At 59.2% G+C, this 18,084-nt stretch carries 15 protein-coding genes; 11 read left to right on the top strand and 4 right to left on the bottom strand.

The window, feature by feature from the left end; all coding sequences use genetic code 11:
* Positions 1–300 precede the first annotated feature (300 nt).
* The 9 genes from PSUM_RS16945 (at position 301) to PSUM_RS16905 (ending at position 10,535) form a co-directional block, all read left to right on the top strand.
* Positions 301–1,608, top strand: a complete 1,308-nt coding sequence (locus PSUM_RS16945) for a CitMHS family transporter (protein WP_020798016.1) — start codon at positions 301–303, stop codon at positions 1,606–1,608.
* Positions 1,609–1,693: 85 nt separating this feature from the next.
* A complete protein-coding gene (locus tag PSUM_RS16940) occupies positions 1,694–2,461 on the top strand; it encodes a TerC family protein (RefSeq protein WP_020798017.1) in 768 nt (255 codons plus the stop codon).
* Positions 2,462–2,674: 213 nt separating this feature from the next.
* Entirely contained in the window at positions 2,675–4,333 is a 1,659-nt protein-coding gene (locus PSUM_RS16935; protein WP_020798018.1) for a Na/Pi cotransporter family protein, read from the top strand.
* 166 nt (positions 4,334–4,499) lie between these two features.
* Entirely contained in the window at positions 4,500–5,876 is a 1,377-nt protein-coding gene (locus PSUM_RS16930) for a M16 family metallopeptidase (RefSeq protein WP_020798019.1), read from the top strand.
* A gap of 64 nt (positions 5,877–5,940) precedes the next feature.
* Positions 5,941–6,969 carry a DUF5924 family protein gene (locus PSUM_RS16925; RefSeq protein ID WP_020798020.1) on the top strand — a complete coding sequence of 343 codons (1,029 nt, stop codon included), beginning with the start codon at positions 5,941–5,943 and terminating at the stop codon, positions 6,967–6,969.
* A 54-nt stretch (positions 6,970–7,023) separates the two neighbouring features.
* Positions 7,024–8,172, top strand: coding sequence for an ABC transporter permease (locus tag PSUM_RS16920; RefSeq protein WP_020798021.1), 1,149 nt, complete (start codon positions 7,024–7,026; stop codon positions 8,170–8,172).
* The gene (locus PSUM_RS16915; RefSeq protein WP_020798022.1) at positions 8,169–8,972 is read left to right on the top strand and encodes an ABC transporter ATP-binding protein; all 804 of its coding nucleotides are present in this window, start codon (positions 8,169–8,171) and stop codon (positions 8,970–8,972) included. The genes PSUM_RS16920 and PSUM_RS16915 overlap by 4 nt, the downstream gene beginning before the upstream one ends.
* A 1-nt stretch (position 8,973) precedes the next feature.
* Positions 8,974–9,912, top strand: coding sequence for an MlaD family protein (locus PSUM_RS16910; RefSeq protein WP_020798023.1), 939 nt, complete (start codon positions 8,974–8,976; stop codon positions 9,910–9,912).
* On the top strand, positions 9,909–10,535 hold the full coding sequence (locus tag PSUM_RS16905) for an ABC-type transport auxiliary lipoprotein family protein (RefSeq protein ID WP_020798024.1): 627 nt from the start codon (positions 9,909–9,911) through the stop codon (positions 10,533–10,535). The genes PSUM_RS16910 and PSUM_RS16905 overlap by 4 nt, the downstream gene beginning before the upstream one ends.
* A gap of 128 nt (positions 10,536–10,663) precedes the next feature.
* Here PSUM_RS16905 and PSUM_RS16900 read toward each other — a convergent pair whose 3' ends face one another.
* The 4 genes from PSUM_RS16900 to PSUM_RS16885 form a co-directional block, all read right to left on the bottom strand.
* Positions 10,664–11,893 carry a nucleoside recognition domain-containing protein gene (locus tag PSUM_RS16900; RefSeq protein ID WP_020798025.1) on the bottom strand — a complete coding sequence of 410 codons (1,230 nt, stop codon included), beginning with the start codon at positions 11,891–11,893 and terminating at the stop codon, positions 10,664–10,666.
* Positions 11,894–11,983: 90 nt separating this feature from the next.
* Positions 11,984–13,315: a glutamate/aspartate:proton symporter GltP gene (gene gltP / locus PSUM_RS16895; RefSeq protein ID WP_020798026.1), complete on the bottom strand. Its 1,332-nt coding sequence runs from the start codon at positions 13,313–13,315 to the stop codon at positions 11,984–11,986.
* Positions 13,316–13,977: 662 nt separating this feature from the next.
* Positions 13,978–14,142 (bottom strand): DUF1328 domain-containing protein, encoded by a 165-nt coding sequence (locus PSUM_RS16890; RefSeq protein ID WP_020798027.1) that lies wholly within the window; start codon positions 14,140–14,142, stop codon positions 13,978–13,980.
* Between the two features lie 71 nt (positions 14,143–14,213).
* The gene (locus PSUM_RS16885) at positions 14,214–14,501 is read right to left on the bottom strand and encodes a hypothetical protein (protein ID WP_083349947.1); all 288 of its coding nucleotides are present in this window, start codon (positions 14,499–14,501) and stop codon (positions 14,214–14,216) included.
* A gap of 435 nt (positions 14,502–14,936) precedes the next feature.
* Here PSUM_RS16885 and algB point away from each other — a divergent pair, with 435 nt between their 5' ends.
* Positions 14,937–16,283 (top strand): sigma-54-dependent response regulator transcription factor AlgB, encoded by a 1,347-nt coding sequence (gene algB / locus PSUM_RS16880; protein ID WP_020798029.1) that lies wholly within the window; start codon positions 14,937–14,939, stop codon positions 16,281–16,283.
* A 10-nt stretch (positions 16,284–16,293) separates the two neighbouring features.
* Positions 16,294–18,078, top strand: a complete 1,785-nt coding sequence (locus PSUM_RS16875) for a KinB sensor domain-containing domain (protein ID WP_083349948.1) — start codon at positions 16,294–16,296, stop codon at positions 18,076–18,078.
* Positions 18,079–18,084 lie beyond the last annotated feature (6 nt).

Below are 18,084 nucleotides of genomic sequence, written 5' to 3'. Positions count from 1 at the left end.
TTTCCCCTCTCTGCCCCGGTCCGACGACCGGTTGCACATCCGGTCAATGCTTTCATCGGCGAAAGCTGGCTGAAAGCTTCCACGATTAGGATCGCCCTCACTGCCGGCAACAGACCGGTTGGCTAAAGCGAATGTTCGATTGTTCGCCCAGCCCATTAAACAACAACAATGGTGACCCTGATGTCCTCTTCTATCCGCCGCTTCGCTGCAACTCCGCCCGTACGTCTCGTGCTTCCCGTTCTGCGCTGATCCCATCCGATCCGCCCATTTCCCTAGCCGCGCTACGCCTGGAGTATTCCCATGCTGACTTTCCTTGGCTTCGCCATGGTCATCACGTTCATGTTCCTGATCATGACCAAGCGCCTGTCCGCGTTGATCGCCTTGATCATCATCCCGATCGTTTTCGCCTTGTTTGGCGGTTTCGGCCCGAAAATCGGCCCGATGATGCTCGAAGGCATTACCAAGCTCGCGCCAACCGGCGTGATGCTGATGTTCGCGATTCTCTATTTTGCCCTGATGATCGACTCCGGCCTGTTTGACCCGGCCGTGCGCAAGATCCTCAAAATGGTCAAGGGCGACCCGTTGAAAGTGTCGGTGGGTACCGCCGTCCTGGCGCTCGTCGTTTCCCTCGACGGTGACGGCGCGACCACCTACATGATCTGCGTGGCCGCCATGCTGCCGCTCTACAGCCGTATCGGCATGAGCCCGCGGATCATGGCCGGCTTGATCATCCTCGCCGGTGGCGTGATGAACATGACTCCGTGGGGTGGCCCGACCGCCCGTGCCGCCAGTGCGCTGCACGTCGATCCATCGGCCATCTTCGTGCCGATGATTCCCGCGATGGCCGCCGGTGTCCTGGCCATCCTTGCCATTGCCTACTTCTACGGCAAACGTGAACGTGCGCGTCTGGGAGAGTTGCATCTGGTCGGTGATGAGGTGGATCACAGCGAGATCACCGTTTCGCAATTCCCGGATGCACGTCGGCCAAGCTTGATCTGGTTCAACGGCGCCCTGACCCTGGTCCTGATGTGCACCCTGATCGCCGGCCTGTTGCCGCTGCCGGTGCTGTTCATGGTGGCGTTCAGTATCGCGATGATCGTCAACTACCCGTGCCTGCAACAGCAGAAGGATCGCGTCGCGGCCCACGCTGGTAGCGTACTGGCGGTGGTCGGGCTAATCTTTGCCGCGGGTATCTTCACCGGTATCCTGTCGGGCACAGGCATGGTCGATGCCATGTCCAAAAGCCTGCTGTCGGTGATTCCAGACTTCCTCGGCCCATACCTGGCAGTGATCACGGCGTTGGTGAGCATGCCATTCACCTTCTTCATGTCGAATGATGCATTTTATTACGGCGTGTTGCCGGTACTGGCCGAAGCCGCCAGCCATTACGGTATTACCGCGGTGGAAATGGCACGTGCCTCGATCGTCGGTCAGCCCGTCCACTTGTTGAGCCCGCTGGTACCATCGACTTACCTCTTGGTGGCCCTGGCTGGCATCGATTTTGGTGATCACCAGCGCTTCACCCTGAAGTGGGCAGTGCTGGTTTGCATGTGCATACTGGTTGCCGCATTGCTGATGGGGATTTTTCCGCTGTTCAGCACTCTATAAGCCCAAGACTCACCATTTCGGGTCCAGGCTTCGCGGTTTGAAGTCGGGGCCCTTTTTGGTTTAACAATCGCTCAAAGGAATACACATGGAATGGCTGACCAACCCTGAAATCTGGGTTGCCTTCTTTACCCTGACTGCCCTGGAAATCGTCCTGGGTATCGATAACATCATCATGATTTCGATCTTGGTCAGCCGGATGCCCAAGCACATGCAACAGCGCACCCGGATTTTCGGCCTGGCGCTGGCCATGATCACGCGGATTCTGTTGCTGTTGTCGATCACTTGGGTCATGCGCCTTACCGCCGACTTGTTCGAAGTGTTCGGCCAGGGTATCTCCGGGCGTGACCTGATCTTGTTCTTCGGTGGCCTGTTCCTGCTGTGGAAAAGCTCGCAAGAGATGTACCACGCGCTGGAAGGTGAAGACGAAACCGATGACGAGCCTTCGATGAAGGGCGGCAACTTCCTCTACACCATCATCCAGATCGCGATCATCGACATCGTGTTCTCCCTGGACTCGGTGATCACTGCCGTCGGCATGGTTTCCCACGTACCGGTCATGGTGGCGGCGATTGTCGTGGCGGTGTTGGTGATGATGCTAGCCTCGGGCACGATCAGCGCGTTCATCGACAAGCACCCTTCGCTGAAGATGCTCGCGCTGTCGTTCCTGTTGATCGTGGGTACGGTGCTGATCGCCGAATCCTTCGACGTGCACGTGCCAAAAGGCTACGTCTACTTCGCCATGGCGTTCTCGCTGGCGGTGGAAGCGATCAACATCAAGATGCGCACCGCCATTGCAAGAAAGAAAAAGCAGCAGGACCCGGTGAAACTGCGCAAGGACATTCCGGGGCAGTAACTGGAATGTTGTGCTGAACAAAAGGGGCCTTGAGAGGCCCCTTTTTTGTCTGCATCAAACTGTTTTCATGACAGTTTCATTTCAATCGCTTCTTTAGCTATGCGATGCTGGCGCCCAGACCGTTAGCCAACTACAGCTTAATTACAGAACGTAGAATGTCGCGCGGCACCGCCAACTTGCTCCTTTGGGGCGCTACCACCACAGGGGGCCAGCATGCTCACCCTGCTCAATTTGCTCTCAGCCGTGGCCTTGCTGATCTGGGGCACGCATATCGTCCGAACCGGCATCTTGCGGGTCTACGGTTCCAACCTGCGCCACGTCATCGGCCAGAACATGTCCAAGCGCTGGCTGGCGTTCATCTCGGGGATCGTCGTGACCGCGATGGTCCAGAGCAGTAACGCCACGGCGATGCTCGTCACGTCGTTTGTCGGCCAGGGCCTGATGGCGCTGACCCCTGCCCTGGCAACCATGCTGGGGGCCGATGTCGGTACGGCGTTGATGGCACGGGTGCTGACCTTCGATCTGTCATGGCTCTCGCCACTGCTGATTTTTCTCGGGGTGATTTTCTTCCTGTCGCGCAAACAGACGCGACTAGGGCAAATGGGCCGGGTCAGCATCGGCCTGGGGTTGATCATTCTGGCGCTGCAACTGATTGTCGAAGCAGCCGCGCCGATCACCCACGCCCAAGGGGTGAAAGTGATTTTCGCCTCGCTGACTGGCGACATTTTGCTCGACGCCCTGGTCGGCGCGTTGTTCGCGATGATTTCCTACTCCAGCCTGGCGGCGGTCCTGCTGACCGCAACCCTCGCCGGCGCCAGCGTGATCAGCCTGCCGGTGGCCATCGGCCTGGTGATCGGCGCCAACATCGGCAGCGGCATTCTCGCGTTCCTCAGCACCAGCATGCAGAACGCCGCCGGCCGCCAGGTGGCGCTGGGCAGCCTGTTGTACAAGATGATCGGGCTGTTGCTGATCATTCCCGTGCTCGACCCCTTGGTGCACTGGATCGACAGCCTCGACTTCAGCCCCCAGGAAATGGTCATCGGCTTCCACCTGCTCTACAACACGGCGCGTTGCCTGATCCTGCTGCCCAGTGTCGGGCCGATGGCCAGGTTCTGTGCGTGGATACTGCCCGAACGTCCGCAAACCAACGGTATGGCCAAACCCCGGCACCTTGACCCGACAGCATTGGTCACGCCAAGCCTGGCATTGGCCAACGCGGCCCGGGAAACCCTGCGCATGGGCGATCTGATCGACAACATGCTGGAAGCCATGCTCGACGTGCTGCACGGCAAGCAAACTGCAGTGACCCAGGAGGTGCGTCGTCTGAGTGATGACGTGGAGGCGCTCTACAGTGCGATCAAGCTGTACCTGGCGCAAATGCCCCGGGAAGACTTGAGTGACCAGGACAGCCGGCGCTGGGCGGAAATCATCGAACTGGCGATCAACCTCAAGCTTGCCAGTGACTTGATCGAGCGCATGCTGCGCAAAGTCCAGCAACAGAAAACCTCCCAGCGCCGGTCGTTTTCCGAAGTGGGTCTGGAAGAGTTGGCCGGGCTGCACAGCCAGTTGATCTCCAACCTGCGCCTGGGCTTGTCGGTTTTCCTGAGTGCCGACAAGGAAAGTGCCCGCCAGTTACTGCGTGAGAAACGTCGCTTTCGCGCACAGGAACGCCGCCTGGCCCACGCGCATGTCAGTCGTTTGCAACGTAAGATCGTGCAAAGTATCGAGACCAGTTCGCTGCACCTGGAGTTGATTGCCGACATGAAGCGTTTGAATTCGCTGTTTTGCAGCAGTGCCTATGTGGTGCTGGAAACTTCCGACACTGGGGCGCTGGCCGTCGACGATTTGGCTGACATCACGCATTCGCCTTGAACGTCTGGCACGGTGGTCAGTCAGTAACATTGGTTTCGGGTTCAAGATCATCGCGAGCAGGCTCGCCCCCACAGTTGATTTGAGAAGCCTCTGTGGGAGCGAGCCTGCTCGCGATGGCTGCCTGGAAAGCGACACGGATCTCCAATCAGCCGTATGGAAGCTCGTTATGCGTTGTCTGTTGTTCGCCTGTCTGTTGCTTGGCTCATTCCCTTCGTTTGCCCTGGATCGCTTCCAGGTCGAAGGCTACACCCTGCGCAACGGTTTGCAGTTGGTGCTCAAGCCCGCCCCTGAGCGCGGCCACGTGGCGATCCGGTTGGTGGTCGGGGTAGGCCTGGATGATTTCGGTTGCGCCGATAAAGAACTGCCACACCTGCTCGAACACCTGCTGTTCAGCGGCATCGACGCCAGCGGTGAAGGCGGCCTGGAGGAGCGCATGCAGGCGCTGGGTGGCGAGTGGAATGCTTTCACCAGCAACGCCGACACCACCTTTGTGATCGAGGCCCCGGCGAAAAACCAGCGCAAGGTGCTCGATCTGCTGCTGGCGTTGCTGACGCAGACTCATTTCGACGACGACGCCATCCACGCCGCCAAGCAAGTGGTCGAGCGTGAAGATGGTGGCCACTACACCCACCTGCAACGCTGGCTGGATCGACAGGACCTGGGCAATACCGCCAGCAAACAACTGGCCGTGGAACTGGGCCTCAAATGCCCTGAGCGTGCGCAAGTCCATCACCTGACCCGCGAACAGCTGGAGAACGTGCGCAAGGGCTGGTACGCGCCCAACAACATGACGCTGATTGTCGTCGGCGACCTCGACCGCTTGCTGCCGGCCTATCTGGATCGGGCTTATGGCGCGCTGACCGCCATCGACCCGACAGAGCACCCGCCCCTGCCACAAATCCAGGCCAGCGCGGCCCATGAGCGCAACCTGATTCGCGGCTTCGTCGGTGGTGGGGCCAAGCTGCACTGGCTGGTTCCGGAGCCGGTGCTGGACAATCAGCACGACGAAACCTTCGACCTGCTCAAGGACTATCTGGACTGGGCACTCTATCGCCAACTGCGCCTGGCGCACAGCTTGTCCTATGGTCCCTGGGCCGAGCGTGAGGTGTTTGGCGGCGTTGGCTTCATGAGCCTGAATGCCGACCTGGATCGCGACGACGTGGCCGAAGCGCAAGAGGTGCTGGATGAGCTGAAGGCCGGTTTGCTCAAGGATGGTCTCAACGCCGAGACCTTCAATCGCCTCAAACAGGCCGCCATCGCCCGCCAGTCGTGGGCCGTTCAAGGCAACAGCGCCCTGGCCGATTACTACTGGAGTTCCTTGGGAGACTATGCAGACGGCCGTTTCGCCAACCCGGTCAGGGAATTGCAAGCCGTCACGCTGGCGCAAGCGAACAAGGCCATGCGCGAATTGCTCTTGCAACCGGGCTATGTGCGGATCGAAAAACCGTTGGTGAGTTATGACCAATTGATGTGGATGATCGCCGGGTTGTCGGGATTGTTGCTGCTGAGCCTGGCGGCGTGGCGTTTTCATCGCAGAAAGTAAGCACTTTCGCTGATGAGGCGGTAACCTGTCAGGGATTTTTCCTACGACTAATGTGAACCGCCGAATGCCGACCCTGACCCTCTTCGTCCAGCGCATCCTCGAGCTGATGAAGCGTTACCCCGGGGTCATCGCGGCCGGTGGCTTTATCTCCGGAATCGGCAGCTTCATTCTGGTGGATCGCCAGCAGGGTCTGGCGAGCTGGATCACCACCATCATGCTGATCAGCTGGGTCTGGCTAATGCTGGAAAACAGCCTGACCAAGCTGTTCACCAGAATCTTCAAGCGGGAAATTCCCCAGCCTCTTCTGCGTTATGCGACGCAGATGATTCACCAGGAAAGCCTGTTCTTCGTCCTGCCGTTCTTTTTCATCACCACGACGTGGAACAGCGGCCAGTTTTTCTTCACCGGGCTGTTGGGTATCGCGGCGCTGATTTCCATCATCGACCCGCTCTACTACAAGTGGCTGGCACCCCGGCGCTGGGCGTTCCTGGCGCTGCACACCCTGACCCTGTTCGCCGCCCTCCTCACCGCATTGCCGGTGATCATGCACCTGACCACCTCGCAAAGCTTCAAATGGGCACTGGGCATCGCCGTGCTGTTGTCGTTCCCCAGCCTCGCGTCGATCTTTCCGATCCGCACCGTGCGCAATGCCCTGGCGATCCTGAGTATTACCGTGGGTATCGGCGGTGTCGGCTGGGTACTGCGTTCGTGGGTACCGCCCGCGACCCTGTGGATGACCGACGTGGCCATCAGCACGCAGATGCAGGATCGCACCCCCGGCGCCAGCCTCGAAGAAGTCAGCGCCGAGCAGATTCGCGGCGGTGGCCTCTATGCCTACACGGCGATCAATGCGCCACGCGGACTGGACGAGCGGATTTATCACGTCTGGCAATTCAACGGCAAAGAGGTCGATCGCATCCCTCTCGATATTCACGGTGGACGCAAGGAAGGCTACCGGGCCTGGACTCACAAGCAGAATTTTCCTGGCAATCCGGCAGGCAAATGGCAGGTGCGGGTGTTGACCGAAGACGGCCAATTGATCGGTGTGCTGCGCTTCAAGGTATTAGACAGCACACCGGTCAAAGAAAAGTGAGTAAGTTCGTGTTATTACATAGCTCTGCGTAATAGCCGAAAAAGCACGGAGCTTATGACAAGCAGCACAGTGGCCGGCAATGCCCAATTGGACACCTCGCACTCCCCGCCTCAGATTCGGGTGACGGGAGACTGGACGCTTGCCCATTACGCCGACCTCAAGCACCTGAGTGAAAAGCTCGAAGGCCAGTACGACGACAGCACCCATATCGACCTCAATGGCCTCGGGGCCCTTGATACGGCCGGCGCCTCGCTGCTGGTGGAACTGTTGGGTTCCGAGCGCCTGGGTCGATCCGCCGAACATCCCGATTGCACCCTCTCCACTGCCGACCGCGCGTTGTTGCAAACCGTCTATCAGTCGATGACGGATTTCTGCGTGCCGCTCAAGGAGCCGGAAATCAGCGTCGGCATTCAATTGCTGACCCGCATCGGCCGCGCGGTGGACGCGGTCTGGCAGGACACCCTGCAATTGTTGGGGTTCGTCGGCCTGATTCTGGAAACCATCGTGCGTGGTCTGTTTCGCCCCAGCCGCTGGCGCATCACGCCGATGGTGGCGCACATCGAACAGACCGGTCTCGACGCCGCGCCCATCGTTGCACTGCTGACCTTTCTGGTGGGCGCCGTGGTGGCCTTTCTCGGGGCGACGGTGTTGACCACGTTCGGCGCCAGTGTGTTCACGGTGGACTTGGTGGCGTTTGCCTTCTTGCGCGAATTCGGTGTGCTTCTGACCGCAATCCTGATGGCTGGGCGCACCGCCAGTGCGTTCACCGCGCAAATCGGCTCGATGAAGGCCAACGAGGAAATCGACGCCATTCGCACCCTGGGCCTCGACCCGATCGAGTTGCTGGTGGTGCCGAGGGTCCTGGCGTTGCTGGTCGCCTTGCCAATGCTGACCTTTCTGGCGATGGTCTCGGGGATTATCGGTGGCGGCGTCGTTTGCGCAGTAGCGCTGGATATTTCGCCAGCGATGTTTCTGTCGCTGCTGCAATCGGACATCGGCGTCCAGCACTTTCTGGTGGGGATCGTCAAAGCGCCGATCTTCGCGTTTCTCATTGCAGCGATCGGTTGCCTGGAAGGCTTTAAAGTCAGCGGCAGTGCGGAGTCCGTCGGCGCTCACACCACGTCCAGCGTGGTGCAGTCGATTTTCGTGGTGATCGTGCTCGATGCCGTGGCCGCACTGTTTTTCATGGAGATGAGTTGGTGAGTCGTTTACCCCGAGCGCCCGCCGAGGCGGTGATCGAAGTCCGTGGGCTGTGCAATCGTTTCGGTAGCCAGAGCGTGCACGAAAACCTCGATCTGGATCTGTACAAGGGCGAGATCCTGGCCGTGGTCGGTGGTTCCGGCAGCGGTAAGTCCGTGCTGCTGCGCAGCATCGTCGGTTTGCGCCAGCCCAGCGAGGGCGTGGTGAAAGTCTTCGGTAAAAACCTGCCGACCCTGCCTGAGCACGAGCGCTCCCTGATCGAACGGCGCTTTGGAGTGCTGTTCCAGAAAGGCGCCCTGTTCTCTTCGTTGACGGTGACCGAGAACGTCGCCCTGCCCCTGATCGAACACGCGGGATTGAGCCGTGACGATGCCGAGCACTTGGCGGCGGTAAAACTGGCCCTGGCTGGCTTGCCGCTGTCGGCGGCGGACAAGTACCCCGCGTCCCTGTCCGGCGGCATGATCAAGCGTGCGGCACTGGCACGGGCCTTGGCGCTGGACCCGGACATCCTGTTTCTCGACGAGCCCACCGCCGGTCTCGATCCGATTGGTGCCGCCGCCTTCGATCAACTGATCCTGACCCTGCGCGATGCCTTGGGCCTTAGCGTGTTCCTGGTGACCCACGACCTCGACACGCTCTACACCATCACCGACCGCGTGGCGGTGCTGGCGCAGAAGAAAGTGCTGGTGGCCGATGCCATTGATGTCGTCTCGGAAACCGACGATGCATGGATTCACGAATACTTCCATGGCCCTCGCGGCCGCGCGGCGCTGACGGCCGCTCAACAGCTCAACGAGGTCTGACATGGAAACCCGAGCCCATCATGTATTGATCGGCCTGTTCACCGTGATTGTGGTGACAGGCGCCCTGCTCTTTGGCCTTTGGCTGGCCAAGTCCAGTGTCGACACCGAGTTCAAGGACTACGAGGTTGTGTTCAACGAGGCGGTCAGTGGTCTATCCAAGGGCAGCCCGGTGCAGTACAGCGGGATCAAGGTCGGCGATGTCGTGCTGCTGCGGCTGGACCCGAAAGACCCGCGTCGGGTGCTGGCCAGGATTCGTCTGGGTGGCGACACACCGATCAAGGAAGATACCCAGGCCAAGCTGGCGCTGACCGGGGTCACCGGAACATCGATCATCCAGCTCAGCGGCGGTACGCCCCAGAGCCCGCCACTCAAGGGCAAGGACGGCAAACTGCCGACCATTGTCGCTTCGCCCTCGCCCATCGCCCGATTGCTCAATGACAGCAACGACCTCATGGCCGGGGTGAACATGCTGATGCACAACGCCAACCTGATGTTTTCCACGGAAAACATCGAGCGTATCAGTAAGACCCTGGAACATCTTGAAGTCACCACCGGCACCATCGCCGACCAGCGTGGCGATATCCGCCAGGCCATGCAGCAACTGGCGGCGGTCGGCAAACAGGCCAGCACCATGATGGAACAGACGTCGACGCTGATGCGCAGCGCCAACGGCTTGCTCAATGATCAGGGCAAGCAGATGTTCGGCAGCGCCGAACAAGCCATGAAATCCCTGGAACAGAGCAGCGCGACGATCAACAAGCTGCTCAGCACCAATCAGGACTCGTTGAACAGCGGCATGCAGGGCCTCAATGGCCTGGCGCCGGCAATACGCGAGCTGCGGGAAACCCTGACCTCGTTGCGCTCCATCTCCCAGCGCCTTGAGGCCAACCCCAGCGGTTACCTGCTGGGCAGTGACAAGAACAAGGAGTTCACCCCATGAAGCTGTCTACCCTCGCCCTCCTCACCAGCTTCACGTTGATCAGCGCCTGCTCGATCCTGCCCAAGCCCGAACCCTTCGATCTCTATCGATTGCCTTCGGCGCAAAGCAGTGTGGCGCCTGCTCACGCCACGCCGCAGCGCTGGTCGTTGCGCCTGAACAAACCCCAGGCCAGTGAAGCGTTGAACAGCCCCAACATCGCCGTCATCCCCCAAGGCGACGTGATCAGCAGCTATAAGGGCGCACGTTGGAGCGACCCAGCGCCGGTGCTGATGCGCAATCGCCTGCTCGATGGTTTCCAGCGTGATGGCCGGGTGACGCTGCTGAGCACCGATGACAGCAACTTCCAGGCGGACCTGGAACTGGGTGGCAGCTTGCAGGCGTTTCAGACCGAATATCAGGGTACAAACGCCGGCGTGATCGTGCGCCTGGACGCCTTGCTGGTGCGTGGTTATGACCAGCGCATCCTCGCCAGCAAGCGTTTTGAAGTTCGCCAGCCTTTGAGTGATGTGAAGGTGCCGGCGGTGGTGGCCGGATTTGGCCAGGCCAGCGATCAACTGACGACGCAGGTGGTGGCGTGGGCGGTTGAGCAAGGGCAAAAAGTCGCACCGCCCCCAAGGCCATGAACCTGGCGCAAAACCCCTGTAGGAGCGAGCATGCTCGCGATGGACGCCAAAGCAACGCTGGTTAGCAGACACCCCGCGTTATCGTTGACGTTTTTCGCGAGCATGCTCGCTCCTACAGGGGATTGTGGTTAGCCGAAGAACCAGTAGCAGACCCCGATGGCGCCCAGTACACCGGCCAATTCCGCCAGTAACGCACACCCCACCGCATGCCGCGCTCGCTGGATGCCCACTGCGCCGAAGTACACCGCCAGCACATAGAACGTGGTTTCTGTACTGCCCTGAACCGTCGCCGCCACCAGTGCCGGGAAGCTGTCCACACCCGATGTTTTCATCGTTTCGATCAGCATCGCCCGGGCGGCGCTGCCGGAGAAGGGTTTGACCATCGCCGTTGGCAGCGCATCGACGAAGCGCGTGTCCCAGCCGGCCCATTCCACCAGGTGACGAATCCCGTCCAGGCCGAAATCCAGGGCGCCGGACGCCCGTAACACGCCTACGGCGCACAGCATCGCCACCAGATATGGCAGTAGGTTCTTCGCCACGTCAAAGCCTTCCTTGGCGCCTTCGACGAACGCTTCGTAGACCTTGACCTTGCGCAACGCGCCAATCACCAGAAACAGCATGATCAAGCCAAATAGCGTCAAGTTGCCGAGGATCGAAGACAAACCCGCCAGTGCGGTCGCTGACATCGTTCCCAGAAGCGCCATGAAACCGCCGAGGGCGAGGGCGCCGGGAATCAGGTACGCCAACACCACCGGGTCCCAGACGCGCAGGCGTTGCATGAAGGCTACGGCCAGGAAACCGACAATGGTCGAGCAACTGGTGGCGAGCAGGATCGGCAGGAACACCAGCGTCGGGTCGGGCGCACCTTGCTGGGCGCGGTACATGAAGATCGTCACCGGCAGCAGGGTCAGGGAGGAGGCGTTGAGCACCAGGAACAGGATCTGCGCGTTACTGGCAATCGTATCGCTGGGATTGAGCTCCTGCAGCGCCTTCATGGCCTTGAGGCCGATGGGCGTGGCGGCGTTGTCCAGGCCCAGGCCGTTGGCGGCGAAGTTCAGGGTGATGAGACCGATGGCGGGGTGGCCAGGCGGGACTTCCGGCATCAGGCGCAAGAACAGCGGCCCGAGGGCCTTGGCCAGCCATTCGACGATCCCGGCCTTCTCGGCGATCCGCAGAAAGCCCAACCACAGGGTGAGGGTACCGAACAGCAGGACCATGACTTCGACGGACAACTTGGCCATGGCGAAGATGCTTTCCACCATCGCCGCGAAGATCCCGGCGTTGCCGCCGATCAACCATTGCGCCAGCGCCGACACGGCAGCCACGATGAAGAAGCCAAGCCACAGGCCATTAAGCATCAGTCAAATCCCCCAAAAGATGCGCGAATGATAGCGGGGTGGCCAGAAACGACAAACCCCGGATTTCTCCGGGGTTTGTCTGGTATTACATTAGTTGCTGGAGGTTTCACCCGCTGGCAGCTTTTCCTTGCTGCGCCAGTGCGGCAGGGAGTTCCAGTAGCGCTGGCCCTTGGCGTCGTCGTACATGCCTTCCCAACGAGCGATGACCAGCACGGCCAGGGCATTGCCGATCACGTTCAGAGCGGTACGTGCCATGTCCATGACACGGTCGACACCGGCGATGAATGCCAGGCCTTCGAGCGGGATGCCGACGCTGCCCAGGGTAGCGAGCAGGACTACGAAGGACACGCCAGGTACACCGGCGATGCCCTTGGAGGTGACCATCAGGGTCAGCACCAGCAGCAATTGCTGGCTGATCGACAGATCGATGCCATAGAGCTGGGCAATGAAGATGGCCGCAATGCTCTGGTACAGGGTCGAACCGTCCAGGTTGAACGAGTAACCGGTTGGCACGACGAAGCTGCAAACGGCTTTGGGCGCGCCATAGGCTTCCATTTTTTCGATCACACGCGGCAGCACGGTTTCGGAGCTGGCGGTGGAGTAGGCCAGTACCAGCTCATCCTTGAAGATGCGCATCAGCTTGAGCACCGAGAAGCCGAACAGTCGAGCGATCAGGCCCAGCACCACGAAGGCGAAGAAGGCGATGGCGAAGTAAACCAGGATGACCAGTTTTGCCAGTGGCAGCAGGGAAGCGAAGCCGAAGTTGGCCACGGTCACCGCGATCAGTGCGAATACGCCGATCGGTGCGTAGTTCATGATCATGTGGGTGACCTTGAACATGCTTTCCGAAACGCCCTGGAACATCTTCACCAGCGGTTCGCGCAGGTCCGCCTGCAAGCTCGACAAACCGAGGCCGAACAGCACAGAGAAGAAAATGATCGGCAGCATTTCGCCGCGAGCCATGGCCGCGAAGATATTCGACGGGATCAGGTTGAGGATGGTTTCGATGAACGCATGTTCATGCTGAACCTCAGCAGCTGTTGCCTGGTACTTGGAAATGTCCACAGTGCCCAGGGTGCTCATGTCGATACCGGCACCTGGATGGAACAGGTTGGCCAGCAGCAGACCCACCACAATGGCGATGGTGGTGACGATCTCGAAGTAGATGATGGTCTTGAGGCCGATGCGCCCAAGTTTCTTGGCGTCACCGACGCCAGCAATGCCGACGATCAGGGAAGATATGACGATCGGAATTACGATCATCTTGATCAGACGGATAAAGATATCGCCTGCCGGTTGCAGGACGTTGCTGATCCACCAGGCTTTTTCGGCACTGAAATGGTTGAGCAGCGCACCGATTGCAATCCCCAATACCAGACCGATGAGGATCTGCCAGGCGAGGCTAAGCTTTGCCTTCTTCATATCTTTACCCTTACTTCAGTTTGACTCGGGCAGATGCATGAACGGCCTCGCTTGTGGCGAAAACGTCAGAGCACTTGCCCCCGTATAAGGAGCCCCGGAGCGCTTGTTAATGGCTCTCTGGCAGGCGAAAAAAGGCGCAACTATTCCGATGCAAGGAAGCGACGTCTAATGCCGTAAACGCCTACCCTATGCCGAATCGGCATGAGGTTTTTTGAGTGAAACGCGCGTCCCAACCGGTTCGAATACGACATATTGGCAGGCATAAGTGCCGTGAACCGGCCATTACAGAGCAGATTGTATGTTTTTTGAACAGCGGGGAAGGGTGTCAAAATGATTGGAATTCAGCAGATCTGCGCAGAGATATGAGCGCAAAAGAAAGGCGATTTTTCTCGATGTACGGTCGCTCATGACGCCCTTGGGGACTTTTCCCGCAGGTGCTGCAACCTTCAAGCACTACGCAAGCTCGTCGAACCCAACTCGGCCGGCGAACTTGCGTGGCAGCTTTACCTGACCCGGCCCTTGCGCAGGCACTCCCTGTACCCGTAGGTCACTCCGCCCCTGAAGCAGGCAGAACGTCCCGACCCCTTGGTCATGCGCCTTTCCTTCCTCAGGTGGCGCAGTGGGAAAGAAGCGATGTGCTTCTTTCGCGTCTTGAACTTTGTTCAGCCACGACCGCGACGGCTAAAGAAGAAAGATGCAATGAACATCACCAGGAACACGACAAAGAGAATCTTGGCGATACCCGTGGCGGTGCCCGCGATACCACCGAAGCCCAGGACGGCGGCGACAATGGCAATGATCAGGAACGTGATTGCCCAGCTCAACATGATGATTCTCCTTACGCTTCTATTAAGAGGTGTTGCTATCCCGGCGCGTCGAGCGCACCAAGTTGATGTGCTCAGAACACCCAGCGTTCCTGACGGGGCATCTCATTGGCCGGTTGCGCCTGGTCGACGTCCATCATTCTCATCGGGGTGTTATCTACCAAACCGCTGCCTGCCGCGCTGAAATGGGTTTGGGTCGGATGCTCAAACGAAATGCGCGGGGCTTCTGGCTGCTGACTCTGTTCCCATAGAAGAAACTGTTGACCGGCGATCAAGGTGATCACCAGTGCAAGTACCGCAAACAGGCCTTGCTGAACATGCAGTGGCGAGAAATGCAATTGGGCGGCAAGTTGGCGATTCATCCTGAAGCTCCTCCCACGCTGGGGAAATCAGACTGAGGGCATTTGTTTCTTGCCCTGCGTTAATCAGGTTATTGCAGCCTGCATGCCAGCTTTTTTTATTAAAAAAAACCGTTAAAAACAACAAGTTATGTTTGTCGTGTGAATGTGAGTCGACGCATCCTGCACGATGAGCCCTCGTCCGGTCGTGCGTAATGCACGACTCTTGGCAAACACATCGCAATCTTTTTGAATTGAGAGGAGGGCGCGGCTGTCAGAAATGGACGCAAGGCATCTCTGATAAAGGGGTTTTGCGTTCCAGTAAGCTAATTTCGGGCGTTGCAGCGAGGGGACAGGAGTTAGCTACCCTGCTAAGGCAGGAATGGATCAGAATAAACCATGCAACTTGCCCGATTTTTCCGGGACTAACCAAGATCATTCTTTAAGGAGCGTAGGAAAATGGAATCCGCCACTGAGCATCAAGGCCGCATTCTTCTGGTAGATGATGAGTCTGCCATCCTGCGAACCTTCCGCTATTGCCTTGAAGATGAAGGCTACAGCGTTGCGACCGCTAACAGCGCTGCGCAAGCTGAAGCCTTGCTGCAACGTCAAGTTTTCGACCTGTGCTTCCTCGATTTGCGCCTGGGGGAGGACAACGGTCTGGACGTTCTGGCACAGATGCGCATCCAGGCCCCATGGATGCGCGTGGTGATCGTCACCGCGCATTCGGCCGTAGACACCGCCGTTGATGCGATTCAGGCGGGTGCCGCGGATTATCTGGTCAAGCCGTGCAGCCCCGATCAATTGCGCTTGGCCACGGCCAAACAGCTGGAAGTGCGGCAATTGTCGGCTCGTCTGGAGGCTCTGGAAGGTGAGATGCGTAAACCCAAGGAAGGTCTGGACTCTCACAGCCCGGCCATGAAGGTCGTGCTCGAGACCGCCCGCCAGGTGGCCAATACCGATGCCAACATCCTGATCCTTGGGGAGTCCGGCACCGGTAAAGGCGAGTTGTCCCAGGCGATTCACGGCTGGAGCAAGCGCTCGAAAAAATCCTGTATCACCATCAACTGTCCGTCGCTGACGGCCGAGCTCATGGAAAGCGAGTTATTCGGCCACAGCCGGGGTGCATTTACCGGTGCCAGTGAAAGCACCTTGGGGCGCGTTAACCAAGCTGATGGCGGAACCTTGTTTCTCGACGAAATCGGTGATTTTCCCTTGGTTTTGCAACCAAAGTTGCTGCGCTTCATTCAAGACAAGGAATACGAGCGGGTGGGTGACCCCGTCACGCGCCGGGCCGATGTGCGCATTCTTGCGGCCACCAACCAGAACCTGGAAGACATGGTCCGCGACGGGCGCTTCCGCGAGGACCTGTTGTATCGGCTCAATGTCATTACGTTGCACCTGCCACCACTGCGCGAACGCCGGGAAGACATTCTCAACCTCGCAGACCGGTTTCTGGCCCGTTTCGTCAAGGAATATGCACGTCCGGCGCGGGGTTTCAGCGACGAGGCCCGTGAAGCGCTCCTGGGTTACCGCTGGCCGGGGAACATTCGCGAGCTGCGTAACGTAGTGGAGCGTGCGAGCATTATTTGCCCGCAGGAGCGGGTCGAGATCAGCCACTTGGGCATGGCCGAAGCGCCGATCAACAACGCACCGCGTATTGGTGCGCCGTTAAGCCTGGATGAGCTGGAAAAGGCCCATATCGGTGCCGTCCTTGCCACCGCAGGCACGCTGGATCAAGCCGCCAAGACCTTGGGAATCGATGCGTCGACGCTGTACCGCAAGCGCAAGCAGTACAACCTGTGAGTTCGCGGCGATGAAACCGGCGATGAAGTTGCAGACCCGGCTTTTCCTCAGCATTTCTGCACTGATCACTGTCGCACTGCTTGGGTTACTGCTCGGTCTTGTCAGTGTGCTGCAGATGGCCGGGAGCCAGGAAGCGTTGGTGCGTAACAACTTCGTCACTCTGGACCTGGGGCTCAAGTTGCGACAGACGCTGGGTGATCAGCTGCTCATCATGCTCAGTGAAAAAAGCGATCCCGCCGCCCTAGAGGCGTCCAAGCAGCGTTACCTTGAGCTGCTGGAGGAAGGCATTGCCCAGGAACCCTCAGATGAAACCCACGGCTTCAAAAAGGCCAAGGCCGATTATTTGAGTTTTATGGGTGCGTATGAAGTGTCCGCTGACCCGACGCGCGTACTCAGTGGCAACGATGAGCTGACCGAAAAATTCAATCTATTGCGCAATGGCTTGATCACGGAGCACAAGCGGGCGCTGGATGACATCAGCACTGTCGAACGCAAAGCCCGTGAGCGTGCACTGCTGATCGCCGGGCTGCTTGGCCTGGTTGGGCTGGCGGTGTTGATCATCGGCTTCATTACCGCACACGCCATCGCCCGGCGATTCGGTGAGCCCATCGAGGCTCTGGCGCAGGCAGCGGATCGTATTGGCCAGGGTGATTTCGACGTCACGCTGCCGGTGTCTTCGGCCGTGGAGCTGAATCAGCTGACCCGGCGCTTCGGGATCATGGCGGAGGCGTTGCGTGAACATCAGGCCACTAACGTCGATGAGTTGCTGGCGGGACAGCAGCGTTTGCAAGCGGTGCTCGACGGTATCGACGATGGCTTGCTGATGATTGATCGCCAGGGGCATCTGGAGCACCTTAACCCTGTAGCGCAGCGCCAGTTAGGCTGGGACTCCGATCGGCTCGGGCGAGGCTTGGGTGAGGCGCTTGAGCATCCCGAACTCGATGAGCAACTGCAGCTGGTACTGCGTGGCGGTACGCTGGAACGTATGCCGGATGACCTGAGCATCGAGGTCGATGGCGAGACGCGGTTGCTGACGTATAGCCTGACGCCAGTCATCCACACCCAAGGGCATATTCTTGGTGCAGTGATGGTGCTGCACGATGTGACTGAACAACGTGCCTTCGAACGGGTGCGTAGCGAGTTCGTCTTGCGCGCCTCCCATGAACTGCGCACGCCCGTGACTGGTATGCACATGGCATTTGGGCTGTTTCGCGAGCGCTCGCATTTTCCACCGGAGTCCCGGGAGGCGGACCTGCTGAACACGGTAAACGAAGAAATGCAGCGGCTGATGCAACTGATCAATGACTTGCTGAATTTCTCCCGTTACCAGAACGGCTTGCAGAAACTCACTCTGGCGCCATGCTCCATCGAGGATTTGCTGGAGCAAGCGCAGAGTCGTTTTACCGACGGGGCGCGAGAGAAGGGTGTCGAGCTGTTGGTAGAAGTCCAGGGGCCCTTGCCACGGTTGCAAGCCGATCAGGCGCAACTGGACCGGGTGCTCGACAATCTGATCGATAATGCACTGCGTCATACCGCCACCGGCGGGCGGATACGCCTGCAAGCCAGGCGTCATGGGGAACGGGTCATCATCAGCGTCGAAGATAACGGTGAAGGCATCGCCTATGGCCAACAGGGCCGGATCTTCGAGCCGTTTGTCCAGGTCGGCCGCAAGAAAGGCGGGGCCGGCCTCGGTTTGGCGTTGTGCAAGGAAATTGTGCAGCTGCATGGAGGACGAATGGGTGTTTACTCGAGACCGGGGCAGGGGACTCAGTTTTATATGACGTTGACGGTGTAAGCGCTT

The organism is Pseudomonas umsongensis, assembly GCF_002236105.1.
Lineage (GTDB): Bacteria > Pseudomonadota > Gammaproteobacteria > Pseudomonadales > Pseudomonadaceae > Aquipseudomonas > Aquipseudomonas umsongensis.
Note: the sequence above shows the minus strand (reverse complement) of the source record. Positions and strands in the feature narration are given on the sequence as shown.